This window comes from Streptomyces sp. NPDC048481 (assembly GCF_043200075.1).
In the GTDB taxonomy this organism is placed as follows: domain Bacteria; phylum Actinomycetota; class Actinomycetes; order Streptomycetales; family Streptomycetaceae; genus Streptomyces.
Map to the genome: position 1 here is coordinate 537,260 of NZ_JBICXC010000001.1, position 24,561 is coordinate 561,820.

Genomic DNA, 24,561 nt, shown 5'->3' on the forward strand with positions numbered 1-24,561 from the left:
CGCTCAGGCGGCTGAGGCGGACGCGGATGCCGAGGTGCGCGAGGAAGAGGTGCGCGAGGAAGAGGTGCGCGAGGACGAGGGTGAAGGAAGGGGAGAGGGTGGAAGCGGAGCCGTCGCGGGCACGGGCGGTGCTGGTGCTCTGGCCAGTGCCCGCGTTCGTGCCGGTGCCGGTGGCGTAGTCGGTAGCGGTACCGCGCTCTACGCCGGTGCCGAAGTTCACGGCAGTGACGCACTGCTCGCCGGCACCGACACGGCTCTTGACGCTGAGGGTCGTGTTCTTGGCAGCCGTCCTGCTTCCCGTGGGGTGGTCCTGTGGCGAGAGCGGGCGGGACTTGCTCTGCGGGAGCGGATGCCCGTGTGGTTGCAGACGCGCTGTGGGCTGGAACGCAGGAGCGTGTTCGTGCTCACGGTGCTGTTGGTCACCGCCGCTGCGTTCGCCTTTCTGCATTTCTGGGTCGGCCGGGCCCAGCAGGTCCGGGCGCCGGAGGTGGTACGGGCGGCGACTCCTTATGAGGCAGGTCGGCAGAACCCGTCGGCCGAGTCACCGGGTAGCACGGGATCACCGGTCCCCGGTGGCACGGCCGGTGCCGGAGCCGGGGCCGAGATCGTGGTGGACGTCAGCGGCAAAGTGCGGAAGCCCGGCATCCATCGACTCCCTGCCGGTTCACGGGTGGTCGATGCGCTGAGCGCGGCTGGTGGTGTTCGGCCGGGAGCCGACACCGACGGGCTCAACCGCGCGCGCTTCCTCGTCGACGGAGAACAGGTCGTCGTAGGAGTACCGGCCCCGCCCGGAAGCACAGGGGTGGGGGCCGGGGTCGGAGTCGGGGCGGGTCCGGCGGCTGGATCGGGACCCGCGGCTCCCGTCTCCCTCAACACGGCAACCGTGGAGCAGCTCGACACCCTGCCCGGTGTGGGGCCCGTGCTCGCGCAGCACATCGTCGACTACCGCGCACAGCACGGAGGCTTCAGGTCGGTGGACGAGTTGCGCGAGGTCAACGGCATCGGCGAGCGACGCTTCGCCGACCTGCGAAATCTCGTGCGGCCGTGAGGCGCGAGCACCGCGAGGGCGGCGAGAGGGGCGGGAGCGGCGAAAGGGGGGAGAGCGGTGGCAACCGCGGGAGTGGCGAGAACGGCGAGCACATGGCAGGAGGGCTGGGCAGGGCAGGAGCTATGGGCCCGCGCAGAGGACAGCGGGCGGTCTTGGACGATCATGTGCGGGCAGCGCGCGGACCCGACGCCCGTCGGTCGGTGCACGCTGCCTCAGGCAAGCGGCTGGGTGAGGCCCACCCGCGGCAGGAGGGGCCGCTGGATCTACGGCTCGTACCGCCCGCGTTGGCGGCCTGGGCGACGGCGGCGTCGACGCTGGGCGCCTCTGCGGAGCTTGTCGGCTGCCTCGTGGCCGTCTGTCTGCTGAGCGCCGGCGTCCTGCTGCCGGCCGGTCGGCGGCGGCGAGCAGAGGATGACGGGCACCGCGACGGGTCCGGTTGGGTGGATCAATCGGCGGAGCCCACGGCCAGCGGCAAGAGGGCCTGGCCTCGGGTCACGGTCGCCGCCTCGCTGCTGTGTGTGGCGGCGGCTGCCGCGTCGGCCGGGCTGCACGGCGCCGACCTGCGACGGGGGCCGGTGCCTGCACTGGCACGGGAGTACGCGACTGTCACCGCAGAGGTGGAGATCACTTCCGATCCCCGGCGAGCCCGGCCGAGAGTCAGAGGCGATCACCTCACCCCCGATTCCGTTCTGGTCGAGGCGGAGGTGCGCAGCGTCGAGGGGCCGACGCGGACGACGGTGGCGACTCGGGCACCGGTGCTGGTGATCGTGGACGTCCGATCGGACCGGGGTCGGCAGGGGCCGAGGGCGGGGCTCGGCGGAGGGGCGAGCTTCGATGGAAGGGCCAGGTTCGGTGGGACGGCAGGGTTCGACGGAAGGGAGGGAGCCGGAAGCGGGGACGTGGGAGGTGATCGGGGCCGGGGCAGGGTCCGGGGCGGTGGCCTCGGGAACGTCGGGGAGAGCGCTGGGGCAGCGTGGCTGAAGCTGCTGCCGTCGACCCGAGTGCGGGTGACCGGGCGGCTGGCCCTTCCGTTGGCCGGAGGCGACCGGATCGCGGCGGTCCTGCGGGTGCGCGACCACGCAGTGCCGATGACGGTGGGGGAGCCCACGGCCGTGCAGCGGCTGGCGGGCCGGCTGCGGGCGGGACTGCGGTCGGCCACCGACGGACTGCCGGCGGACGCGCGGGCGCTGCTTCCAGGGCTGGTGGTCGGGGACACCTCGCGCATCACCCCCGAGCTGGACGAGGCCTTCAAGGCCACGGATCTGACCCACACCCTGGCCGTCTCCGGAAGCAATCTCACGATCATTCTCGCGTTGCTCCTCGGCCCGCCGGCTCTGGCGCAGCAGGTCGAGCGACGCGGCCTGGCGCCGCGGCTGGGTGTGTCCCTGCGGACGACCGCGCTGCTGGGCGGGGCGCTCACGCTCGGGTTCGTGGTCGTGTGCCGTCCCGACCCCAGCGTGCTGCGCGCGGCGGCCTGCGGAGCGATCGTGCTGGTCGCGCTCGCGACCGGCCGACGCAGGTCCCTCATCCCGGCGTTGGCGGCGGCGGTTCTGCTGCTGGTGCTCTACGACCCCTGGCTGGCCCGCAGCTACGGGTTCCTGCTGTCGGTCCTGGCCACCGGGGCGCTGTTGACCCTGGCGCCGAGGTGGAGCGCCTCGCTGCGCCGGCGCCGGGTGCCCCCGCGGCTCGCGGAGGCGCTGGCGGCGGCGGGAGCCGCCCAGGCCGTGTGCGCGCCGGTCGTCGCGGTGCTGTCGGCGCGGGTGAGTCTGGTGGCGGTGCCCTGCAATCTCCTGGTGGAGTTCGCGGTCGCGCCGGCCACGGTCCTGGGCTTCGCCGTGCTGGCGACGGCGCCCGTGGCGATGCCCGTGGCCAAGCCGCTGGCCTGGTTCGCGAGTTGGCCGGCCGGCTGGATCGCCGCTGTGGCACGGACCGGGGCGGCGCTGCCCGGTGCGGGTGTGGACTGGCCGGGGAGCTGGGCCGGGGCCCTGTTGCTCGCGCTCGCCACTGCGGTGGCGGTGATGCTCGGGCGACGGTTGCTGGGACACCCGTGGCTGTGCGGGCTCTGCGGGGCGCTGCTGCTGCTCGTGGTGGTGCAGCCGCCGCCGCTGACGAGGGTGCTCACGGGATGGCCGCCGCCGGGCTGGCGACTCGCGATGTGCGACGTCGGGCAGGGGGACGCGACCGTCCTCGCGGCCGGGGGAGGCGCGGGCGTGGTGGTGGACGCCGGACCCGACCCCAGGCTGGTCGACCAGTGTCTGCGCACGCTGGGCGTCACCCGGGTGCCTCTCGTCGTGCTCACCCACTTCCACGCCGATCACGTGGCCGGGCTGCCGGGGGTGCTGCGTGGACGGGCGGTGGGGGCGATCGAGACGACGGGCTTCGAGGAGCCCCGGGAACAGGTGGAGTTCGTGCGGAAGGAGGCGCGGGCGCGGAACGTCCCCGTGGTGCGGGCCGCGGCGGGGGAACGGCGCAGGGTCGGTGCTCTCAGCTGGGATGTGCTCTGGCCGCCACCGGCACTGGCGCCGGAACCGGATGGGCCGAACGACGCGAGCGTGACGCTGCTCGTGCGTTCGGCGGGCCTGCGGATGCTGCTGCTCGGGGATCTCGAACCCCCGGCACAGCGGGCACTGTCGCGATCACCGGCGGCCGCGCTGGTGCGTGGAGTCGATGTGCTGAAGGTGGCCCATCACGGCTCGGCCTACCAGGACCCCGACCTCATACGGACGGTCGCGCCACGGCTCGCGCTGATTTCGTGCGGCGAAGACAATCCGTACGGTCACCCGGCGCCCGGCACGGTGGCGGCGCTGCGTGCGGGAGGCGCGGTCGTCATGCGGACGGACCGTGACGGGGCGCTGGCCGTCGTCACGGATGAGGACGGGGGCATACGGGTAGCGCGAGACTGAGGGCATGGATCCCGCAAAGGCCCACCGAGACGCTCCCGACGTTCCCGAGCCTTCCGCCCGCCGTCTCCCAGCCGCCCAGCCACCCGACGCCGTCTCCCCGTCCGACGCCGACGCCGACGCCGACGCCAGCGCCAGTGCTGGTGCTGGTGCCGCATCCGCCCCTGGTCTTGGTTCCGGATCCGGTTTCGGTGCGGGGCAGTCGGAGGATCGTCCTCTCCAAGGGCGTTCGGGGCTCGACGCTCGTCTGGCCGATGCCTACCTGCGACGCCTCGGGCTCGGTTCCGGGGGCAGCCCCGTTCGCCCGGCACCCACGGTCGAACTGTTGCGCGAACTGCACCTGCGGCATCTGCGGGCCGTGCCGTTCGAGAACCTCTCGGTGCATCTCGGCGACGAGATCGTCCTGGAGGAGAGGAGGTTGGTGGAGAAGGTCGTCCAGGAGCGCAGGGGAGGGTTCTGCTACGAGTTGAACGGGGCGTTCGGGGCGCTGCTCGGGGCGCTGGGGTTCGAGGTCACGTTGCTGGCGGCACGGGTGTACGGGGAGGAGGGACGGCTCGGCATTCCCTACGACCATGTCGCGCTGTTGGTGAGGACGGCGGACGCGGGGGAGTGGCTGGCGGACGTCGGGTTCGGGGCGCACAGTCACCAACCGCTGGAGTGGGGACGTAGGGATGAGCAGCCGGATCCCGGCGGGGTCTTCAGGCTCGTCGAGGCCGGCCCGTATCCGCTGGGGGCCGGGAGCGGAGCCGGTTCGGCGGCGGAGCGGGATCTCGACGTGGTGGTGAACGGGACGCCGGTGTACCGACTGGAGACGCGGCCGCGGGTGTTGCGGGACTTCGTGGCGGGAGCCTGGTGGCACAGGTCGTCGCCGGAGTCGCATTTCACGAGGTCGCTGATCTGCTCCCGGCTCACCGAGGACGGCGGGAGGATCACGCTCAGCGGGCGTCGGCTGAAGGCGACGGCCGCCGACGGAACCAGCCGGGAGAGCGAACTGGCCAAGGACGAGGAGGTGCTGGAGGCGTATCGCGAGCGGTTCGGGATCACGCTGGAGCAGGTGCCGACAGTGCGGGAGGCGGCAGCGCGGCAGCGGTGATCGTGCGGCAGACGGCAGACGGCAGACCGCAGGCGGCGCAGGCGGGAGGCGACGGGCGGCGGACGGGAGACGGGCAGCGGGAGGCGTGGCGGCCCAGGGGCTGGGTGCCGAGGGCCGGGATCCGGGGTCCCCCCGGGTTCGGAGTCCGGGTGGCGCCCGGACCTGTCTGCTGCGGGGTTTTCCGGACCCGAGGTTCGGTACTCCGCGCACATGTCGGAAGATGGCCGTGTGAGTGACGTGCGACATGTGCTGGTGCTGCCCGATCGCGAGGCGGCGGAAGCGGTGGCCCAGGCGCTCGGGGAGCGGTTCGGGGTGAGCGAGGAGCCGCGGATCGTCCGGGACGCCCTGGCCGGCGAGGACGACGCGGAGGACGCGCAGTGGCTCGTCCTGCTGCACGACGAGGAGCAGAGGCTCGACGTGTCGGCGCTGGACGGGTTCGCGGCGGAGTGGGAAGGGTGGCGCGAGGATCCGTAGGCCCGCTCGACGACTCACGCGCGGTGCCGCCTCCCCGCATCCGCGTCGGCATCGCGCACGCGCCAGGCCGGCATCGAGCCCGCGCCACCCGCGCCCGCATCACGCCGCGCCGCCCGCATGCCCATGCCCGCCCATGCCCGCGCTGTCCGCACCGTGCCCGCGTCGCGCCCGCCCCTACGGGAGCAGGGCTGCGGTCCGGGTGAAGTCGGGCGGCCGGGCTCCACGCGTCAGCGTCGAGCCGGGCTCCACGCGTCAGCCTCGTCGACGGGGTGGGGAGGAGGCGGTGGGGGTGGGTTGTCAGTGCGGCGTGGGATGCTTTCGGGGATGGCCAGGAAGACTGCGAACGACGACCCTCTCGCCTCGGTGACGCTTGCCGTGGGCCAGGAGGACCTGCTGCTCGACCGTGCCGTGCGGGAGGTGGTGGCCGCCGCCAGGGCCGCCGACGCCGACACGGACGTACGGGATCTGAGTTCGGACCAGTTGCAGCCCGGGACCCTGGCCGAGCTGACGAGCCCGTCGCTGTTCGCGGAGCGCAAGGTCGTGGTCGTGCGCAACGCGCAGGATCTTTCGGCGGAGACGATCAAGGACGTCAAGGCGTATCTGGGGGCGCCCGCCGAGGAGATCACGCTCGTGCTGCTGCACGCGGGCGGAGCCAAGGGCAAGGGCCTGCTGGACGCGGCGCGCAAGGCGGGCGCACGTGAGGTGGCCTGCCCGAAGATGACCAAGCCGGCCGACCGGCTGGCCTTCGTCCGACAGGAGTTCCGGGCGACCGGGAGATCGGCCACGCCCGAGGCCTTCCAGGCGCTGGTCGACGCGATCGGCAGCGATCTGCGGGAGCTGGCGTCGGCGGTGTCCCAGCTGGTCGCCGACGTCGAGGGGACCATCGACGAGGCTGTGGTCGGCCGGTACTACACCGGGCGGGCGGAGGCGTCGAGCTTCACCGTGGCCGACCGGGCGGTGGAAGGGCGGGCCGCGGAGGCGTTGGAGGCGCTGCGCTGGTCGCTGGCCACGGGCGTGGCGCCTGTGCTGATCACCAGCGCGCTCGCTCAGGGCGTGCGGGCCATCGGCAAGCTGTCGTCCGCGCGCGGCGGCCGCCCTGCCGACCTCGCGCGTGAACTCGGCATGCCGCCCTGGAAGATCGACCGGGTCCGGCAGCAGATGCGCGGCTGGACGCCGGACGGGGTGGCCGTCGCACTGCGCGCGGTCGCCGAGGCGGACGCCGGGGTGAAGGGCGGCGGCGACGATCCCGAGTACGCCCTGGAGAAGGCGGTCGTGACCATCGCCCGAGCCGCGCGCTCAGGCGGCCGCGGCTAGGAGCCACCCCCCCCTCGGCCCCGCGCTGATCCACTGGCTCTTCCTCCCCGGGGGAGGAGAATCGGAGCTACCAGCCGCATGTCGCCGGTGTATGCGAAAGGTGGCGATCGACATGGCTGAACACCCGCACGCGGACCTGATCCGCAGGGGTTACGACGCCTTCTCCCGCGGGGACATGGACGCCCTGCGCGGGATGATGACGGGCGACTGCACGCATCACGTGCCCGGGTCCCACCCGCTCTCGGGAGACTTCAAGGGCCTGGACGCGATCACGGACATGTACGGCAGGCTCTTCTCGGAGACGGCCGGGACGATGCGTGTCGAGTTGCGCGCGGTGTTCGTCGACGGCCGGGGGCACGCCGTGGCGATGCACCGCTCCACCGCCGACCGCAAGGGCAGGCACCTGGAGGAGGACGGCTGCATCGTCTTCCGGATCGTCGGCGACAAGATCACGGATCTCGACGAGTGCGTGCGGGACATGGATGCGAGCAACGACTTCTGGTCGTGACGTCCGGCCCGGTCGGGCTCTCCGTCCTGTCATGACGTCGGCCTTGTCGAGCTCCCCGCCGTGCCGTCCCTGCTGTCCGTGGTGCTGTCCGGCCGTCCCTGCTGTCCGTGCTGTCCGTGCTGTCCGTGTCATGAGTGAGGTATGCCGAAGGCCCCGGCTCGCGCCCTGGGGAAGGGCGAGGGCCGGGGCCTTCGATGCAATCCGTTCGACGCATGCGGTCCATGCATCTTTACAGGCCGGAATGTGCCTGGTCTTGCCTGTTCTGCTGGTGAGCCCGTACCCGCGTGGCGAACGCAGGCCGCGTACAGGCTCGGGGTGCCGGACGGGAGCGGATGAGAGAGGGCCCGCTCTGGACCCCTCCGGCGTTCAGATCAGTTGAGGGGTTCAGCCCTTGAGGGTCTCGACCTTGGAAGCAAGCGCCGACTTCTTGTTGGCGGCCTGGTTCTTGTGGATGACGCCCTTGGAGACGGCCTTGTCGAGCTGACGCGCGGCAGCGCGCTGGTACTCGGTGGCCTTCTCGACGTCACCCGCGGCAGCAGCCTCGCGGGCCTTGCGGATCGCGGTCTTCAGGGAGGACTTGACGGCCTTGTTGCGCAGCCGGGCCTTCTCGTTGGTCTTGATCCGCTTGATCTGGGACTTGATGTTCGCCACGAATGAGCCTTTGCAGGTTCAGGCGCGGGGCCGTGAAGGTCCCGGGCCAGGTGATTTTTCCTAGGTGTGCCTCGCGCTGAGAGGGCATGAGACACAGCTGCCCAGACTACCAGTGGTGCCGCGAGTGGCCCAAACCGGTCCCCGGTCGCCGCCCGTGGGACCATGGAGCCTACGTATCGATCCGACCCGAGGCATAAGGCGCCTCAAGAGACAGGACCCTGCGTGCCCGCGACCCCTAAGAATGTGCCCGAGCCGAGCCGTACCGCCCCGGCTCTGATCCGTAATTTCTGCATCATCGCGCACATCGACCACGGCAAGTCCACGCTCGCCGACCGGATGCTCCAGCTGACCGGTGTGGTCGAGCAGCGGCAGATGCGCGCTCAGTACCTCGACCGGATGGACATCGAGCGCGAGCGCGGAATCACGATCAAGTCCCAGGCCGTGCGTCTGCCCTGGGCCCCGACTCAGGATCCGGGCAACACGCACATCCTCAACATGATCGACACCCCGGGGCACGTCGACTTCACGTACGAGGTCTCGCGGTCGCTCGCGGCCTGTGAGGGGACCGTCCTCCTCGTCGACGCCGCCCAGGGCATCGAGGCCCAGACCCTCGCCAACCTGTACCTGGCGATGGAGAACGACCTCACGATCATCCCCGTGCTGAACAAGATCGACCTGCCGGCCGCGCAGCCCGAGAAGTTCGCCGAGGAGCTCGCCAACCTGGTCGGCTGCGATCCGGACGACGTGCTGCGGGTGTCCGCCAAGACGGGCCTCGGCGTCGACGCGCTGCTCGACAAGGTCGTCAAGGAGATCCCGGCGCCGGTCGGCGTCGCGGACGCCCCCGCCCGCGCCATGATCTTCGACTCGGTCTACGACTCCTACCGCGGTGTCGTGACGTACGTCCGTGTCATCGACGGCCAGCTCAACAAGCGCGAGCGCATCCGCATGATGTCGACGAACGCCACGCACGAGCTGCTGGAGATCGGCACCAACTCGCCCGAGATGCTCTCCGCGGACGGCCTCGGCGTGGGCGAGGTGGGGTATCTGATCACCGGCGTGAAGGACGTCCGCCAGTCCAAGGTCGGCGACACCATCACCACGCTGCACAAGGGCGCGACGGAGGCGCTCGGCGGCTACAAGGACCCCAAGCCGATGGTCTTCTCGGGTCTGTATCCGCTGGACGGCTCCGACTACCCCGAGCTGCGCGAGGCCCTCGACAAGCTCCAGCTCAACGATGCCGCGCTGGTCTACGAGCCGGAGACGTCGGCCGCGCTGGGCTTCGGGTTCCGCGTCGGCTTCCTCGGCCTGCTGCACCTCGACGTGATCCGTGAGCGGCTGGAGCGCGAGTTCGGCCTCGACCTCATCGCCACCGCGCCGAACGTGGTCTACCGGGTGCTCATGGAGGACGGCTCCGAGCACGTCGTCACCAACCCGAGCGAGTTCCCCGAGGGGAAGCTCTCGGAGGTGTACGAGCCGGTCGTGCGCGCCACGATCCTGGCGCCGAGCGAGTTCATCGGTTCGATCATGGAGCTGTGCCAGACCCGGCGCGGTGTGCTGCTCGGCATGGACTACCTCTCCGAGGACCGCGTGGAGATCCGCTACACGCTTCCCCTCGCGGAGATCGTCTTCGACTTCTTCGACCAGCTGAAGTCCAAGACCCGCGGCTACGCCTCGCTCGACTACGAGCCCACCGGCGAGCAGACGTCCAGCCTGGTCAAGGTCGACATCCTGCTGCACGGCGACAAGGTCGACGCGTTTTCGGCCATCACCCACAAGGACGCCGCGTACGCCTACGGTGTGCGGCTGGTCGCCAAGTTGCGCGAGCTCATCCCGCGCCAGGCGTTCGAGGTGCCCATCCAGGCGGCCATCGGCTCCCGGGTCATCGCCCGCGAGACCATCCGCGCCATCCGCAAGGACGTCCTCGCCAAGTGCTACGGCGGCGACATCTCCCGTAAGCGCAAGCTGCTGGAGAAGCAGAAGGAAGGCAAGAAGCGGATGAAGATGGTGGGTTCCGTGGAGGTTCCGCAGGAGGCCTTCATCGCCGTCCTGAGCAGCGACGACAGCGCGGGAAGCGGCAAGGGCAAGAAATAGCCCGTTCGGCGCAGGAGTCCGGGGCCCGTCGTGCGTGAGCGCGGCGGGCCCTGTCGCTGTATCCAGGAGAAAGTGGCGGTCCGGAGCCCCTTACGCGCTGGCCAGTCGCCCTCTACTCTGTCCCTGCTCGGTAGTTACTCGTGAGTTAAACAACAGCCGCGGTCAACAACAGCCACCGTCAACAGCAGCCGCGTCGAACGACGCCGCAAACGAGCCAGCCGCACCGTCGCGGGCCCCGGAGGATGTCGTGAGCGACACACAGACACTGATCGAGAACCGTCCGCCGTCCGTCGCGGGCCTCTTCCTGGACCGCGTGGCGGCCACGCCCGACGCGGAGGCCTACCGCTACCCGGTGCCGGCGGCGTCCGGGGAGGGCCCGGACGACTGGAAGTCGCTGACCTGGGCGCAGTCCGCCGAGCGGGTCTACGCGATCGCCGCGGGCCTCATCGAACTGGGGGTGCAGGCCGAGCAGCGGGTCGCGCTGGCCGCTTCGACGCGGATCGAGTGGATCCTCGCCGACCTCGGCATCATGTGCGCGGGCGCGGCCACGACCACGGTCTATCCGCAGACCAACGCCGAGGAGTCGGCGTTCATCCTGTCGGACTCCGAGAGCCGGGTGCTGATCGCCGAGAACGCGGCCCAGCTCGCCAAGGCGGTGGAGAAGCGCGCCGAGCTGCCCGCGCTCACCCATGTGGTCGTGATCGACCCCGCCGGCGTGGAGAGCGCCGACTGGATCCTCACCCTCGACGAGCTGGAGAAGCGCGGCGCGGCCCGGCTGGAGAAGGACCCCGGCCTCATCAAGGACCGCGTGGCCGCGATCACCTCCGACCAACTCGCCACCCTCATCTACACCTCCGGCACCACCGGCCGCCCCAAGGGCGTGCGCCTGCCGCACGACAACTGGTCGTACATGGCGAAGGCGATCGCCGCGACCGGCCTGATCAGCGGCGACGACGTGCAGTACCTGTGGCTGCCGCTCGCGCACGTCTTCGGCAAGGTCCTCACCTCCGGGCAGATCGAGGTCGGGCACGTCACCGCCGTCGACGGCCGCGTCGACAAGATCATCGAGAATCTGCCGGTCGTCCGGCCCACGTACATGGCGGCCGTGCCGCGCATCTTCGAGAAGGTCTACAACGGGGTCGCCGCCAAGGCCCGCGCGGGCGGCGGCGCCAAGTACAAGATCTTCCAGTGGGCCGCCGAGGTCTCCCGCGAGTACGCCAAGGCCGCCCAGGACAACTTCCGGCGCACCGGCAGCATGTCCGTCCCCTTCGGGCTGGGCGCCCGGCACAAGGTGGCCGACGCGCTGGTCTTCGCCAAGATCCGCGAGGCCTTCGGCGGCAACCTGCGCGCCTGCGTCTCCGGATCCGCCGCCCTCGCCCCGGAGATCGGCTACTTCTTCGCCGGGGCCGGCATCCACGTCCTGGAGGGCTACGGCCTGACGGAGTCCTCGGCGGCCTCCTTCGTCAATCCCGGCGAGGCCTACCGCACCGGCACGGTCGGCAAGCCGCTGCCCGGCACGGAGGTGCGCATCGCCGAGGACGGCGAGATCCTGCTGCGCGGCCCCGGCATCATGGAGGGCTACCACAAGCTCCCCGAGAAGACCGCCGAGGTCCTGGAGGCCGACGGCTGGTTCCACACCGGTGACATCGGCGAGCTGTCGCCCGACGGGTACCTGCGCATCACGGACCGCAAGAAGGACCTGATCAAGACGTCCGGCGGCAAGTACATCGCGCCCGCCGAGGTCGAGGGACAGTTCAAGGCGGTGTGCCCGTACGTCTCCAACATCCTGGTGCACGGCGCCGACCGGAACTACTGCACGGCGCTCATCGCGCTGGACGAGCCGTCGATCCTCGACTGGGCGCAGGAGAACGGACTGGCCGGGAAGTCGTACGAAGAGGTCGTCGCCGCCCCCGCGACGGTCGAGATGGTCGACGGCTACGTCAAGCAGCTCAACGAGGGCCTCCAGCGCTGGCAGACCATCAAGAAGTTCCGGCTGCTGCCCCGTGACCTGGACGTCGAGCACGGCGAGATCACGCCGAGCCTGAAGCTGAAGCGGCCGGTCGTGGAGCGGGAGTACAAGCACCTCATCGACGAGATGTACGCCGGAGCGCGCGAGGCGTAGCGCGCGGGCGCGGGCCGGGGCGGAGTCCGCATGCTCGGATTCCGCCCCTCAACCGTGCGTCATCGAACACAGGCGTACACGTGCGTGCACCCGCGCGGCCCGCTTCGCGCCCAGGACGGCCCACTTCGGTGACCCGGTGCTCACGACCGGCCCCGGTCTGTCACCCTGTGGGCATCCGAACCGTCCGGGGAGCTGCGCATGGGGGCCATTCCGATGCAACGGGAGACCGTTTCCCGGACCGGCGGCGCGCCCGCGCACGCGCCCGGGCTCCCGTCCGTGCGCGCCGCGCTCGCCGGGAGCCCCCTGGCGCCCGGCGCCGCCCGCGACCTGGTGCGTGCCGCGCTGTCGGAGTGGGCGGCACCGGGCCGGCCGCTGGCCGAGGAGTCCGGCGAGGCGCTCGCCCAGGACGCGGTGCTCGTCGTCAGCGAACTGGTCACCAACGCCGTCGTGCACGCCGGCACCGATCTGGAGCTGGTGTGCCGGCTGGAGGAGGGGCCCGGCCGTACGGGCGGCTGCCCGGGGGTCGTCGTCGAGGTCGGCGACCGTCACCCCACTCGTGCGCCGCGCGAGGGTACTGGCGAGACCCCGTGCGAGATCCCCGAGTACGGGCGCGGCCTGCGGCTGGTCGCCGCCCTGGCCGACGCCTGGGGAGTGACGTACCGCAAGGGCACGAAGACCGTCTGGGCGCGACTGCTGCCCACGGCCATGCTCCCGGTCCCGGCCTTCGACCCGGCGGCCCCTGGATCCGGCCCGGCGGCTTCCGCGCAGGGCCCGGTGCTCGACCGGGCTGTGGCTCCGGGCCGAGCCGTGGGCCTCGACCGAGCTGTCGGGCCCGACCGGGCCGCGGGGCTCGACCGCGCCGTGAGCCCTGAAGCGGCGGCGGTGGGCCTGGATCCGGCTTCCCGTTCGGGCGGCGGCGGGCGCGGCCCGGCGGGGCCCGGCCACGACGCCCTCCCCGATCCCGTCGCCCTCGGCCACGGCGGTCCTCACCCGCACCCCTCTCCCCAGCCGCACCCCCACGCCCCCGCGCAGCCTCACGCCCACCCGCGCCTCCCTTCCCAGACGCAGCGGGAGCCGATCGTCCGGGGGGACCGGGAGTGGCTCAACCGGGGCGCGCTCTCCTTCCTCGCCGAGGCGTCCGACCTGCTCGCCGGGCAGCTCGACGAGGACCTGGTGGCGGCGCTGACCGGTCAGCTGCTCGTACCGCGTCTCGCCGACTGGTGCGCGGTGTGGCTGGAGGACGAGGTCAGCGGACGCGGCGAGTGGGCCGGCGGGCCGGGACCGCGACTGGCCCGGGTCTGGCATGCCAGCGAGAACCGCATCGAGGAGCTGCGCCGGGCCCTGGAGAAGGAGCCGCCGTGTCCGCCCGACGGCGGTCCGCGCTCCGGGCCCGAGCCGTTCCCCTGGCCCGGCGCGGCGCTCGGCCCGGACGGCGCGTCGCTCGCCTACCGGCTGATCGCGGGCGGCCGCCCGCTGGGCACGCTGGTGATCGGGCGCGCCGGGCCGGAGGCCTTCCCCGACGAGGTGACCGGACTCGTCGAGGACCTGGGCCGCCGGGTGGCGCTGGCCATCGGGGCGGCCCGTCAGTACGCCCGCCAGGCCACCATCAGCGCCGTCCTCCAGCGCGGGCTGCTCCCCGGTGCGGTCGCCGAGATCCCCGGCCTGCGCAGCGCTCTCGTCTACGAGCCGCGCGAGCAGGGCGGGCCGAGCGGCGATTTCTACGACCTGTTCCCGGCGGGGGACGGCCGCTGGTGCTTCGCGGTGGGCGACGTGCAGGGAAAGGGGCCGGAGGCGGCCGTGGTCATCGGTCTGGCGCGGCCCTGGCTCCGGCTCCTGGCCCGCGAGGGCTATGGCGTGGCCGACGTCCTGGACCGTCTCAACCAGTTGCTCCTCGACGACGCGACCGAGGCCGCCGACGCGGCCGCCCGGGCCTTCGTGGGGCCCGTCGTTCCGGGCGAGGGGCCACAGACCCGCTTCCTCTCCCTCCTCTACGGCGAGCTGGCCCCGTTCGAGGGCGGGGTGCGCTGCACCCTCGCCTCCGCCGGGCACCCGCTGCCGCTGCTGCTCGGCGCGGACGGCTCGGTCGCCACGGCGGGGCATCCGCAGACCCTGCTGGGAGTCATCGAGGACGTCGCCTACACGTGCGACAGCCTGCGGCTGCGGCCGGGCGACACGCTGCTGTGCGTGACCGACGGCGTCACCGAGCGGCGGTCCGGCCCGCGGCAGTTCGACGACGACGCGGGTCTCGCCGCCGCGCTCGCGGGCTGTGCCGGCCTCGACGCGGACCTGATCGCGGAGCGGATCCGGGGCCTGGTCCACGCCTTCGGCGAGCACCCCCCGGAGGACGACCTGGCCCTGCTGGTGCTCCAGGCGGAGTAGCGCTCGCCGGGGCGGCGGCGGGGGGCGGGCGAGGGAAGGCGGCTGTCCGCCCCTGCGGATGTATCGTCCGGTTCGTGCCGAAGGCAACGAATGTCCCCATCGACGCGCCTCCGCGTCGACGCGTTCTGATCGCCGGCGCCGGCGCCGGTCTCGGGCTGAGCGCGACCGCCTGTACCCGGGCGGCCGGTCCGCCGCACCACGGCGCCCCCGGGCCCGCCGCCGGCTCCGGCTCCCGTCCGGGTCCCGGCGGTCACGGCGCCCGCGGCGTGCGCCAGGCCGGTGTGACGACGCCCCAGCAGGCCACCGCGCTGCTCCTGGCCTACGACCTCGGTCCCGCCGTGCGCGGAGCGGCGGGCGTGCGGGCGCTGAAGGAGGTGCTCGGCGCGTGGACCGACGCGCTCGCCGAGGCCGGGGAGGAGGCGGACGGTTCCCCGCAGGACCGGCTCACCGCCACCGTCGGCGTCGGACCGCGCCTGCCCGCCCGTCTCGGCGTGACCGCCCCCGCGGCCCTGCGGGAGCTGCCTGCGTTCCCCGGCGACCGCCTCGATCCGGCCCGCTGCGGCGGCGACGTGCTCGTGCAGCTGTGCGCCGACGACTCGGACACGGCCGAGGAGAGCGCCGAGGCCCTCACCCGGCTGGCCGGGGAGACCCTGCGCCCGCGCTGGCGGCAGTCCGGCTTCCTGCCGCCGCCCCCGGACGACGGCGGCACCCCGCGCGACCTGCTCGGCTTCAAGAACGGCAGCGCCAATCCGGACGCGGAGGAGTGCGAGCGCTGGGTGTGGTCGGGCGACGCCACCTACCTCGTCGTCCGGCGGATCCACCTGCGGGTGGAGGACTTCGCCCGGCTCGCGGTGCACCGCCAGGAGGAGATCGTCGGCAGGCGCCGCTCGACGGGCGGCCCGCTGTCCGGCGGCCCCGAGCACGCCGACGTCGACGTCTTCGCCAAGTCCCCGAAGGGCCGCCTCCTCACCCCGGCGCGTTCCCACGTCGGCGTGGTCGGTCCCCAGCACGACGCCGGGGCCAGGATGCTGCGCCGCTGCTACTCCTACGCCGACGGCCCCACCGACCAGGGTCTGCTGTTCCTCGCCTTCATGCGGGACCCCGCCCTGTTCACCCGGGTGCAGCGGCGGATGGCGACCCAGGACGAGCTGAGCGGGTTCACCGAGACGCGGGGCTCGGCGCTGGCCTACGTCCTGCCGGGCGCCGGCCCGGACCGCCCCCTGGGAGCGGACCTCCTGTCCTGAGACCTTGCCCCGGCCGAATCCCCCGGCCGAAACCCGGCCGAATCCCTCGGCCGCTCCCCCCGGGGCCGCGCCCGCGCCCGGCCCCGGGGTCCGGCGCCTACGCGGGTACGCGTCGGCGTGCGGGACAATGGGCGACATGCCTTCCGCACTTCCCGACGGTGAGCCGGTCCCCGACGACGGCGCGCTCCCGGCGCACGCGCTCGCCGGCGCCGCCGACCGTCCCCTCGGGTTCTACCTGCACGTCCCGTACTGCGCGACCCGCTGCGGGTACTGCGACTTCAACACCTACACGGCGACCGAGCTGCGCGGCACCGGCGGCGTCCTCGCCTCCCGTGACAATTACGCGGACACCCTGATCGACGAGATCCGGCTGGCCCGCAAGGTCCTCGGCGACGACCCGCGCGAGGTCCGCACGGTCTTCGTCGGCGGCGGCACTCCGACGCTGCTGGGCGCGTCCGACCTGGTCCGGATGCTGGGCGCGATCCGCGACGAGTTCGGGCTGGCGGCGGACGCGGAGGTGACGACGGAGGCGAACCCGGAGTCCGTGGACCCGGCGTATCTGGCGGCCCTGCGCGCGGGCGGCTTCAACCGTGTCTCCTTCGGCATGCAGAGCGCCCGGCAGCACGTCCTGAAGGTCCTCGACCGCACCCACACCCCGGGACGCCCCGAGGAGTGCGTGGCGGAGGCGCGGGCCGAGGGCTTCGAACACGTCAACCTCGACCTGATCTACGGAACCCCCGGCGAGTCGGACGACGACTGGCGGGCGTCCCTGGAGGCGGCGCTGGGCGCGGGCCCCGACCATGTCTCGGCGTACGCCCTGATCGTCGAGGAAGGGACCGGCCTCGCCCGCCGCATCCGCCGCGGCGAGGTGCCGATGACCGACGACGACGTCCACGCGGACCGCTATCTGATCGCGGACGAGGTGATGTCGGCGGCGGGTCTCGACTGGTACGAGGTCTCCAACTGGGCTGCCTCGCCGGCGGCCCGCTGCCTGCACAACGAGCTGTACTGGCGGGGCGCCGACTGGTGGGGCGCGGGGCCGGGGGCGCACTCGCACGTGGGCGGGGTGCGCTGGTGGAACGTCAAGCATCCCGGCGCGTACGCGGCGGCACTCGCGGGCGGGCGCTCGCCGGGCGCCGGGCGCGAGGTGCTCTCGGACGAGGACCGCCGGGTCGAGCGGATCCTGCTGGAGCTGCGGCTGCGGGAGGGCGCGCCGCTCGCGCTGCTGCGGCCCGACGGCCTCGCGGCGTCCCGCCGGGCGCTCGGCGAGGGCCTGCTCCTGCGCGACGCCTACGACGAGGGGCGGGCGGTGCTGACCCTGCGCGGGCGACTGCTGGCCGACGCGGTGGTGCGCGACCTGGTGGACTAGGCAGGGCGGGCCGTTCGCAGCACCGCGCGGCGGGCGGGAGGACGGACGGGCCCGGACCCCGGCCCCGTCCCCGGCTCGGGCGGTTGCCGGTGCCGGAGGTCAGCCGGCCGGGGCGGTGACGAAGTCGATCAGTTCTTCCACGCGGCCCAGCAGTTCCGGTTCCAGGTCCTTGTAGGAGCCGACCCGCTTGAGGATCGCCTGCCACACCGCGCCCGTGTTCTCCGACGGCCAGCCCAGGGCCCGGCACACCCCCGTCTTCCAGTCCTGCCCGTGCGGCACGCGCGGCCAGGACTCGATGCCCAGGGAGGCGGGCTTCACGGCTTCCCAGACGTCGATGTAGGGGTGGCCGACGACCAGGGCGTGTTCGCTGGTCACGGATCGGGCGATGCGCCATTCCTTGGTGCCGGGCACGAGGTGGTCGACGAGGATCCCGAGCCGCGCGTCCGGGCCCGGCGCGAACTCCGCGACGATCGACGGCAGGTCGTCGACGCCCTCCAGGTACTCCACGACGACGCCCTCGACGCGCAGGTCGTCGCCCCACACCTTCTCGACCAGTTCGGCGTCGTGCCGGCCCTCGACGTAGATGCGTCCGGCGCGGGCGACCCGGGCGCGGGCGCCGGGGACGGCGACGGAGCCGGAGGCGGTGCGGGAGGGGCGCGCCGGCCCCGAGGCGGGTCTGACGAGGGTGACCGTGCGGCCCTCCAGCAGGAAGCCCCCGGGCTCCAGCGGGAACACGCGGTGCTTGCCGAAGCGGTCCTCCAGGGTCACCGTGCCCGCCTCGCAGCCGGTCACCGCGCCGCAGAACCCGGTGCCGGGCTCCTCCACGACCAGACCGGGGTCCGCCGGGACCTCGGGGACGGGCTTCGGCTTCTTCCAGGAGGGGGTCAGGTCGGTGGAGTACTCGCGCATTCGGATGACGATAGGAGAAGCCGCGGGACGCGGGGCACAGGGTCAGCGCGACACGCCGAAACGGGCCGCGAGGGCGTCGCGTTGGGCCCGTACGAACGCGGCGTCCACCGTCGCCCCGTGGCCGGGCACGTACAGCGCGTCCTCGCCGCCGAGCTCCAGGAGGCGGTCGAGGGCGGCGGGCCAGCGGCCGGGGACGGCGTCCGGCCCGGCCTGCGGTTCGCCGGACTCCTCGACCAGATCGCCGCAGAACACCACCTCCGGCGAGCCGGCGGCTCCGGGGACGAGGACCACCAGGTCGTGGGCGCTGTGGGCGGGGCCGACGTTGGCGAGCAGGACCTGGCGGCCGTCGCCGAGGCCGAGGGTCCACTCGCCGCAGACCGGATGGCGGGGCCGCACGAGGGTGTCGACGGCCTCGGAAGCCGCCGTCTCGTCGAGGCCGTTGCGCACCGCGTCCGCCCGCAGCTCCTCGCGCGGCACGGCGTCCGCGCCCACCGCCCCGTAGACCTCCGCGCCCGCGAACGCCGCCGCCCCGAACACGTGGTCGAAATGGGGGTGGGTGAGCGCGAGATGAGTCACACGCGCACCCGTCAGCTCCTCGGCCTCGGCGCGCAGCCGCGCCCCTTCCGCCAGGCTGGATCCGGCGTCCACCATCAGCACCGCGCCCGCCCCGACGACCAGCCCCGCGGTGCAGTCCCAGCCCGGCAGCCGCACCCGGCCGACACCCTCCGCGAGCCGCTCCCATCCGAGCTCTTCCCAAGTCACCGTCATACCGCGACGCTAGCTGCACAACGCCCCCGGAGGGGCCGACCTTGCCCTGGGTGTACCCCACAGCCGTACACTGGGCCGGGGAACGCTGGCACTCGGATGTGAAGAGTGCCAGACGAGACGCCCAGGGGACTGGGGGACGAGATCTTGGAGGTGCGCGCGGATGCTGAGTGAACGCAGACTTCAGGTCCTGCGCGCCATCGTCCAGGACTACGTCGGCACCGAGGAGCCCGTGGGGTCGAAGGCGCTCACCGAGCGTCACAACCTCGGCGTGTCCCCGGCGACGGTCCGCAACGACATGGCCGCCCTGGAGGACGAGGGGTACATCGCCCAGCCGCACACCAGCGCCGGGCGCATCCCCACGGACAAGGGCTACCGGCTGTTCGTCGACAAGCTGGCCGGCGTCAAGCCGATGACCGGCCCGGAGCGCCGGGCCATCCAGAACTTCCTCGACGGCGCCGTCGACCTCGACGACGTCGTGGCCCGCACGGTACGGCTGCTCGCACAGCTCACCCGTCAGGTCGCCGTCGTGCAGTACCCGTCCCTGACCCGTTCGACCGTGCGGCATGTGGAGCTTCTCTCGCTCGCGCCCGCGCGCCTGATGCTCGTGCTGATCACGGACACCGGGCGGGTCGAGCAGCGGATGGTGGACTGCCCGGCGCCCTTCGGCGAGTCCTCCCTGGCGGACCTGCGCGCGCGGCTCAACAGCCGGGTCGCGGGCCGCCGGTTCTCCGACGTGCCGCGTCTGGTGGAGGATCTGCCGGACGCCTTCGAGGCGGAGGACCGCGGCACGGTCACGACGGTGCTCTCCACCCTGCTGGAGACGCTCGTCGAAGAGAACGAGGAGCGGTTGATGATCGGCGGCACCGCCAATCTCACCCGCTTCGGACATGACTTTCCCCTCACCATCCGGCCCGTCCTGGAGGCGCTGGAGGAGCAGGTCGTGCTCCTCAAGCTCCTTGGTGAGGCGGGGGATTCGGGCATGACCGTTCGCATCGGTCACGAGATCGCCCACGAGGGGCTCAACTCCACTTCCGTGGTGTCGGTGGGCTACGGTTCGGGCGGCGAGGCAGTCGCCAAACTGGGCGTGGTCGGACCGACCCGCATGGATTACCCGGGAACGATGGGAGCGGTACGAGCGGTGGCACGGTACGTCGGACAGATCCTGGCGGAGTCGTAAGTGGCCACGGACTACTACGCCGTCCTCGGCGTGCGCCGCGATGCGTCGCAGGAAGAGATCAAGAAGGCCTTCCGGCGGCTCGCGCGCGAGCTGCACCCGGATGTGAACCCGGACCCGAAGACCCAGGAGCGGTTCAAGGAGATCAACGCCGCTTACGAGGTGCTGTCGGACCCGCAGAAGAAGCAGGTCTACGACCTCGGCGGCGATCCGCTGTCCCAGTCGGGCGGCGGTGGCGCCGGCGGCTTCGGGGCCGGCGGCTTCGGGAACTTCTCCGACATCATGGACGCCTTCTTCGGCACGGCGTCCCAGCGCGGCCCGCGCTCGCGCACCCGCCGCGGCCAGGACGCCATGATCCGGCTGGAGATCGACCTCGAAGAGGCGGCCTTCGGCACGACCAAGGACATCCAGGTCGACACGGCGATCGTCTGCACCACGTGCAGCGGTGAGGGCGCGGCGCCGGGGACGACGGCCCAGACGTGCGACATGTGCCGCGGCCGCGGCGAGGTGTCGCAGGTGACCCGGTCCTTCCTGGGTCAGGTCATGACCTCGCGGCCGTGTCCGCAGTGCCAGGGCTTCGGCACCGTCGTGCCGACCCCGTGCCCGGAGTGCGCGGGCGACGGGCGGGTCCGCTCGCGTCGCACGCTGACGGTGAAGATCCCGGCCGGCGTCGACAACGGCACCCGCATCCAGCTCGCGGGCGAGGGCGAGGTCGGCCCCGGCGGCGGCCCCGCCGGCGACCTGTACGTGGAGATCCACGAGCTGCCGCACGCGCAGTTCCAGCGGCGCGGCGACGACCTCCACTGCACGGTGACCCTGCCGATGACGGCGGCCTCCCTCGGCACGAAGGTGCCGCTGGAGACGCTGGACGGCCTGGAGGAGGTCGACATCCGGCCCGGCACCCAGTCCGGCCAGTCGATCCCGCTGCACGGCCGGGGCGTCACGCATCTGCGGGGCGGCGGCCGCGGCGACCTCATCGTGCACGTCGAGGTGCAGACGCCGACGAAGCTGGACCCGGAGCAGGAGCGGCTCTTGCGCGAGCTGGCCAAGCTGCGCGGCGAGGAGCGGCCCACGGGCCAGTTCCAGCCCGGCCAGCAGGGTCTGTTCTCCCGGCTGAAGGACGCCTTCAACGGGCGCTGAGCGGTGCCGCGAGGGCGTCGGGAACACTGTCCCGGCGCCCGCGCGGGCGGGGCGCGGGGCCGATTCGGACTTGTTCAAAGGACGTGACAACATGCCGTCATGTCCTCCGCACTGACCGATCTCCTCCCGCACCCGATCGTGCAGGCCCCCATGGCGGGCGGTGTCTCCGTGCCCCGGCTCGCCGCCGCCGTGGCCGAGGCCGGCGGACTCGGTTTCCTCGCGGCCGGGTACAAGACGGCCGACGGCATGTACCAGGAGATCAAACAGCTGCGGAGCCTGACCGGCCGTCCCTTCGGCGTGAACCTCTTCATGCCGCAGCCCGACCACCCCGGCGCGAACCCCGGCTCCCAGGCGGCGCCCGGCGCCCCCCTCCCCGCCGCCGGCGCCATAGAGGTCTACGCCCATCAGCTGGCCGGCGAGGCCGCCTGGTACGAGACCGAGCTGGGCGACCCGGACAGCGGCCGCGACGACGGCTACGACGCCAAGCTCGCCGTGCTCCTGGACAACCCGGTGCCGGTCGTCTCGTTCCACTTCGGCGTCCCCGGCGGCGACACCCTGGAGGCCCTGCGGCGCGGCGGCACGTTCACCCTGGTCACGGTGACCACGGTCGAGGAGGCCGTCGCGGTGGAGCGGGCCGGCGCGGACGCGGTGATCGTGCAGGGCGTGGAGGCCGGCGGTCACCAGGGCGCCCACCGCGACAACCCGGAGACCGACGGCTGCGGCGTCGGGCTGCTCTCCCTGGTCGCCCAGGTCCGCGAGTCGGTGCGGCTGCCGGTCGTCGCCGCCGGCGGTCTGATGCGCGGCAGCCAGATCGCCGCCGTTCTCGCGGCGGGCGCGAGCGCGGCCCAGCTGGGCACCGCGTTCCTCGCCACGCCCGAGTCCGGCGCGCACGCCGTGCACAAGCAGGCCCTGACCAACCCGCTCTTCGTGCGCACCGAGCTGACCCGCGCGTTCTCCGGCCGCCCGGCCCGCGCCCTGGTCAACCGCTTCCTGCGCGAGCACGGCCCCTACGCGCCCGCCGCCTACCCGGAGGTCCACCACCTGACCGCGCCGCTGCGCAAGGCGGCGGCCGCGGCGGGCGACGCGCAGGGCATGGCGCTGTGGGCCGGACAGGGGCACCGGATGGCCCGCGAAATGCCCGCGGGGCGGCTCGTGGAGGTCCTGGCGGCCGAACTCGCCGAGGCCCGGACAGCGTTGTCGCGGTTCCCGGCCGGGGACGGGGGCCGCTCATGACCGCCCCCGTCTTCGTCGTCGGCGAACTCCCCGGTCCGCAGCCCGCGTTCGTGCTCGACGGTCCCGAGGGCCGGCACGCCGTCTCCGTGAAGCGGCTGCACGCCGGCGAGGAGGTCGTCCTCACCGACGGCGCCGGACGCTGGGCGCGCGGCGAGGTCGTCGCGGCCGAGGGCAGGGACCGGCTGGTGGTGCGCCTCGCGGAGGTGGCCGAGGAGCCCGCCGGGTCGCCCCGGATCACCGTCGTCCAGGCACTGCCCAAGGGCGACCGGGGCGAGCTGGCCGTCGAGACGATGACCGAGACCGGCGTCGACGCGATCGTGCCCTGGGCGGCCTCGCGCTGCATCACCCAGTGGAGGGGCGAGCGCGGACTGAAGGCGCTCGCCAAGTGGCGGGCCACCGCCCGCGAGGCCGGCAAGCAGTCCCGCCGGGTCCGCTTCCCCGAGATCGCCGATGCGGCGACGACCAAGCAGGTGGCTGCCCTCCTGGCGCGGGCCGACTTCGCCGCCGTCCTGCACGAGGACCGCGACTACCCCAGCGCGGCCCTGGCAACCGCCGAACTCCCCGCCTCGGGCGAGATCGTGCTCGTCGTGGGTCCCGAAGGCGGGGTCTCCCCCGAGGAGTTGACGCTGTTCGAGGAGGCGGGCGCGAAGGCCCACCGCCTCGGTCGCAGCGTGTTGCGCACCTCGACCGCCGGCACGGCGGCCACCGCCCTGCTGCTCGGCCGCACCGGCCGCTGGTCCTGACCTCGGGGGGACACCGTGGAACTCGCCCAAGTCCGGCTGCTCGTCACCGACTTCGCCGCCTGTTACCGCTTCTACGCCGACGTCCTCGGCCTCAAGCCGCAGTCGGGCGCGGTGGACGGGCCGTACGAGAAGTTCAGCCCCGTCACCGGCTCGGCGGGCATCGCGCTTCAGGACCGGGCGATGATGGCCGCCGTCCTCGGCGAAGTGGGCGACACGGCGAGCGGGCACCGCTCCCTGGTCGTGCTGCGCGTCGACGACCTGGACGCGTACTGCGCGCGGATCACCGGCCGGGGCGCGGTCCTGCTGCGGGGGCCCGCGCCGATGACCGACCGGATGCGCGTCGCCCACCTCAAGGACCCGGAGGGCAATCTGGTGGAGCTCCAGGAGTGGCTGCTGCTGCGCGGCTGAGCGCCACCGCCTCGACGACCGCCGGGAACAGCTCCCAGCCGTCCAGCTCGCCGCCCTGCCCGAGCAGTCCCCGCCGGACGGCCTCGTCGACGAAGGCGCGCACCACGCCGGGCTCGTGCAGGTTGAGGTAGTGCTCGCGGTCGCTCACCCCGCCGCTGTGCCCGTACCCGCCGCCCCCCGAGGAGCGCCCCTCGCCGTCGGGGAAGACGATGCGGGTGCGCCTGCCGTCCCGGCCGAGGGTGAGGATCTCCCGGCACGGCAGCCCGTCCCCGTGGCGGTGGCGGACCGTCCACACGTAGGCGGTCGTCGCGTCCACGACGAGGGTTCTGCGGCGGCGGTCGCTCATGCCCACACGGTAGGCCGTGCACGGAGCCGGCCGGAACCCGGTTTGTGCGAGGCAACTCGGCCGAGCACGGCGGAACATGACCGCATTCGGGCTGTCGGACCGGCTGCCGGAGTGGCACGCTGCCCTCCATGGGGGCTTTGAGGCGGATTTGGCTTCTCCCGGCGGTGGCCGCGGCCGCGCTGGGCGTCGTGGCCTGCGAACCGGGCGGGCTCAGCAGCATGTCCATCGCGTACACCACCGACCAGGCGGCGACCGCGGAGATCCAGCGGCGGGACGTGAAGGTGCGCTGGCTGACCTGCACGGCACGCTACGAGAACCAGGGCAGGCCGGGGGCCGTCGCCTCCGTCGACTGCCAGGGCGAGACCGGCGACGGGCGGGACATCACCGTCACCGGGAAGGTCGGCCGGGCCGTCGACGGGGCCTGTGTGCGCGGGGACCTCACCGCCGTCGTGGGCAGGAAACAGCTGTTCCGGGTGAGCGGGCTCGGCGACTGCCGCGACGCCACGCCCTCCCCGGTGGGCCAGTCGCCCGGCCGGCCCGCCAAAACCGCGCGCCCGGACGTACGGCCCACGGTCACCGTCACGGTGACCGTCACCGAGACCGTGCGCGCGGGCGCTGTCGGGAAGTGATCCAAACCCCTGACCAGC

At 73.0% G+C, this 24,561-nt stretch carries 21 protein-coding genes; 17 read left to right on the forward strand and 4 right to left on the reverse strand.

Features of this window, described 5'->3' with window-relative positions; genetic code table 11:
* The first annotated feature begins 34 nt into the window (after positions 1-34).
* From ACGFSH_RS02215 to ACGFSH_RS02240, 6 genes are all read left to right on the forward strand, one after another.
* The gene (locus ACGFSH_RS02215) at positions 35-1,048 is read left to right on the forward strand and encodes a helix-hairpin-helix domain-containing protein (RefSeq protein WP_393344066.1); all 1,014 of its coding nucleotides are present in this window, start codon (positions 35-37) and stop codon (positions 1,046-1,048) included.
* 122 nt (positions 1,049-1,170) lie between these two features.
* Positions 1,171-3,951, forward strand: coding sequence for a ComEC/Rec2 family competence protein (locus ACGFSH_RS02220; protein ID WP_393344068.1), 2,781 nt, complete (start codon positions 1,171-1,173; stop codon positions 3,949-3,951).
* A gap of 244 nt (positions 3,952-4,195) precedes the next feature.
* Positions 4,196-5,041, forward strand: coding sequence for an arylamine N-acetyltransferase (locus ACGFSH_RS02225; protein WP_393345450.1), 846 nt, complete (start codon positions 4,196-4,198; stop codon positions 5,039-5,041).
* Between the two features lie 228 nt (positions 5,042-5,269).
* Entirely contained in the window at positions 5,270-5,515 is a 246-nt protein-coding gene (locus tag ACGFSH_RS02230) for a hypothetical protein (protein ID WP_393344070.1), read from the forward strand.
* A gap of 324 nt (positions 5,516-5,839) precedes the next feature.
* The gene (gene holA, locus ACGFSH_RS02235) at positions 5,840-6,829 is read left to right on the forward strand and encodes a DNA polymerase III subunit delta (RefSeq protein ID WP_393344072.1); all 990 of its coding nucleotides are present in this window, start codon (positions 5,840-5,842) and stop codon (positions 6,827-6,829) included.
* Between the two features lie 112 nt (positions 6,830-6,941).
* Positions 6,942-7,337, forward strand: a complete 396-nt coding sequence (locus ACGFSH_RS02240; RefSeq protein WP_393344074.1) for a nuclear transport factor 2 family protein — start codon at positions 6,942-6,944, stop codon at positions 7,335-7,337.
* A gap of 384 nt (positions 7,338-7,721) precedes the next feature.
* On the opposite strand, the gene rpsT is transcribed toward ACGFSH_RS02240, so the two are convergent.
* A complete protein-coding gene (gene rpsT, locus ACGFSH_RS02245) occupies positions 7,722-7,988 on the reverse strand; it encodes a 30S ribosomal protein S20 (protein ID WP_020127768.1) in 267 nt (88 codons plus the stop codon).
* 222 nt (positions 7,989-8,210) lie between these two features.
* On the opposite strand from rpsT, the gene lepA reads away from it, so the two are divergent.
* From lepA to hemW, 5 genes are all read left to right on the forward strand, one after another.
* On the forward strand, positions 8,211-10,079 hold the full coding sequence (lepA, locus tag ACGFSH_RS02250; protein WP_393344076.1) for a translation elongation factor 4: 1,869 nt from the start codon (positions 8,211-8,213) through the stop codon (positions 10,077-10,079).
* 247 nt (positions 10,080-10,326) lie between these two features.
* Positions 10,327-12,201, forward strand: coding sequence for an AMP-dependent synthetase/ligase (locus ACGFSH_RS02255; RefSeq protein WP_393344079.1), 1,875 nt, complete (start codon positions 10,327-10,329; stop codon positions 12,199-12,201).
* A 198-nt stretch (positions 12,202-12,399) separates the two neighbouring features.
* Positions 12,400-14,580 carry a SpoIIE family protein phosphatase gene (locus ACGFSH_RS02260; protein ID WP_393344081.1) on the forward strand — a complete coding sequence of 727 codons (2,181 nt, stop codon included), beginning with the start codon at positions 12,400-12,402 and terminating at the stop codon, positions 14,578-14,580.
* Positions 14,581-14,654: 74 nt separating this feature from the next.
* Complete coding sequence (locus tag ACGFSH_RS02265) at positions 14,655-15,824, forward strand: Dyp-type peroxidase (RefSeq protein ID WP_393344083.1); 1,170 nt, start codon at positions 14,655-14,657, stop codon at positions 15,822-15,824.
* Between the two features lie 136 nt (positions 15,825-15,960).
* Positions 15,961-17,193: a radical SAM family heme chaperone HemW gene (gene hemW, locus ACGFSH_RS02270; RefSeq protein ID WP_393344085.1), complete on the forward strand. Its 1,233-nt coding sequence runs from the start codon at positions 15,961-15,963 to the stop codon at positions 17,191-17,193.
* Positions 17,194-17,292: 99 nt separating this feature from the next.
* Here hemW and ACGFSH_RS02275 read toward each other — a convergent pair whose 3' ends face one another.
* Together ACGFSH_RS02275 and ACGFSH_RS02280 are read right to left on the reverse strand one after the other, a co-directional pair.
* Entirely contained in the window at positions 17,293-18,102 is an 810-nt protein-coding gene (locus ACGFSH_RS02275) for a DUF3097 domain-containing protein (RefSeq protein WP_393344087.1), read from the reverse strand.
* A 42-nt stretch (positions 18,103-18,144) separates the two neighbouring features.
* Positions 18,145-18,870: an MBL fold metallo-hydrolase gene (locus ACGFSH_RS02280; RefSeq protein WP_393344089.1), complete on the reverse strand. Its 726-nt coding sequence runs from the start codon at positions 18,868-18,870 to the stop codon at positions 18,145-18,147.
* 160 nt (positions 18,871-19,030) lie between these two features.
* On the opposite strand from ACGFSH_RS02280, the gene hrcA reads away from it, so the two are divergent.
* From hrcA to ACGFSH_RS02305, 5 genes are all read left to right on the forward strand, one after another.
* A complete protein-coding gene (gene hrcA / locus ACGFSH_RS02285) occupies positions 19,031-20,047 on the forward strand; it encodes a heat-inducible transcriptional repressor HrcA (protein WP_329409747.1) in 1,017 nt (338 codons plus the stop codon).
* The gene (dnaJ, locus tag ACGFSH_RS02290; RefSeq protein ID WP_351358621.1) at positions 20,048-21,184 is read left to right on the forward strand and encodes a molecular chaperone DnaJ; all 1,137 of its coding nucleotides are present in this window, start codon (positions 20,048-20,050) and stop codon (positions 21,182-21,184) included.
* Between the two features lie 99 nt (positions 21,185-21,283).
* A complete protein-coding gene (locus ACGFSH_RS02295; RefSeq protein ID WP_393344091.1) occupies positions 21,284-22,417 on the forward strand; it encodes a nitronate monooxygenase in 1,134 nt (377 codons plus the stop codon).
* Positions 22,414-23,160 carry a 16S rRNA (uracil(1498)-N(3))-methyltransferase gene (locus ACGFSH_RS02300; protein WP_393344093.1) on the forward strand — a complete coding sequence of 249 codons (747 nt, stop codon included), beginning with the start codon at positions 22,414-22,416 and terminating at the stop codon, positions 23,158-23,160. The genes ACGFSH_RS02295 and ACGFSH_RS02300 overlap by 4 nt, the downstream gene beginning before the upstream one ends.
* Before the next feature lie 15 nt (positions 23,161-23,175).
* A complete protein-coding gene (locus tag ACGFSH_RS02305; protein WP_393344095.1) occupies positions 23,176-23,568 on the forward strand; it encodes a VOC family protein in 393 nt (130 codons plus the stop codon).
* Here ACGFSH_RS02305 and ACGFSH_RS02310 read toward each other — a convergent pair.
* A complete protein-coding gene (locus ACGFSH_RS02310) occupies positions 23,510-23,914 on the reverse strand; it encodes a hypothetical protein (protein ID WP_393344097.1) in 405 nt (134 codons plus the stop codon). The two genes, ACGFSH_RS02305 and ACGFSH_RS02310, sit on opposite strands and share 59 nt — an antisense overlap.
* Before the next feature lie 128 nt (positions 23,915-24,042).
* Between ACGFSH_RS02310 and ACGFSH_RS02315 the strand changes: the two genes are divergently transcribed.
* Positions 24,043-24,543 carry a hypothetical protein gene (locus ACGFSH_RS02315; protein ID WP_393344099.1) on the forward strand — a complete coding sequence of 167 codons (501 nt, stop codon included), beginning with the start codon at positions 24,043-24,045 and terminating at the stop codon, positions 24,541-24,543.
* Positions 24,544-24,561: the final 18 nt, after the last annotated feature.

Bases quoted from the DNA above. Each gene is read 5' to 3' on its own strand.
- ACGFSH_RS02220 (WP_393344068.1), top strand. From the start codon at position 1,171: ATGGGCCCGCGCAGAGGACAGCGGGCGGTCTTGGACGATCATGTGCGG.
- holA (WP_393344072.1), top strand. From the start codon at position 5,840: ATGGCCAGGAAGACTGCGAACGACGACCCTCTCGCCTCGGTGACGCTT.
- ACGFSH_RS02240 (WP_393344074.1), top strand. From the start codon at position 6,942: ATGGCTGAACACCCGCACGCGGACCTGATCCGCAGGGGTTACGACGCC.
- ACGFSH_RS02260 (WP_393344081.1), top strand. From the start codon at position 12,400: ATGGGGGCCATTCCGATGCAACGGGAGACCGTTTCCCGGACCGGCGGC.
- hemW (WP_393344085.1), top strand. From the start codon at position 15,961: ATGCCTTCCGCACTTCCCGACGGTGAGCCGGTCCCCGACGACGGCGCG.
- ACGFSH_RS02275 (WP_393344087.1), bottom strand. From the start codon at position 18,102: ATGCGCGAGTACTCCACCGACCTGACCCCCTCCTGGAAGAAGCCGAAG.
- ACGFSH_RS02280 (WP_393344089.1), bottom strand. From the start codon at position 18,870: ATGACGGTGACTTGGGAAGAGCTCGGATGGGAGCGGCTCGCGGAGGGT.
- hrcA (WP_329409747.1), top strand. From the start codon at position 19,031: ATGCTGAGTGAACGCAGACTTCAGGTCCTGCGCGCCATCGTCCAGGAC.
- ACGFSH_RS02295 (WP_393344091.1), top strand. From the start codon at position 21,284: ATGTCCTCCGCACTGACCGATCTCCTCCCGCACCCGATCGTGCAGGCC.
- ACGFSH_RS02300 (WP_393344093.1), top strand. From the start codon at position 22,414: ATGACCGCCCCCGTCTTCGTCGTCGGCGAACTCCCCGGTCCGCAGCCC.
- ACGFSH_RS02310 (WP_393344097.1), bottom strand. From the start codon at position 23,914: ATGAGCGACCGCCGCCGCAGAACCCTCGTCGTGGACGCGACGACCGCC.
- ACGFSH_RS02315 (WP_393344099.1), top strand. From the start codon at position 24,043: ATGGGGGCTTTGAGGCGGATTTGGCTTCTCCCGGCGGTGGCCGCGGCC.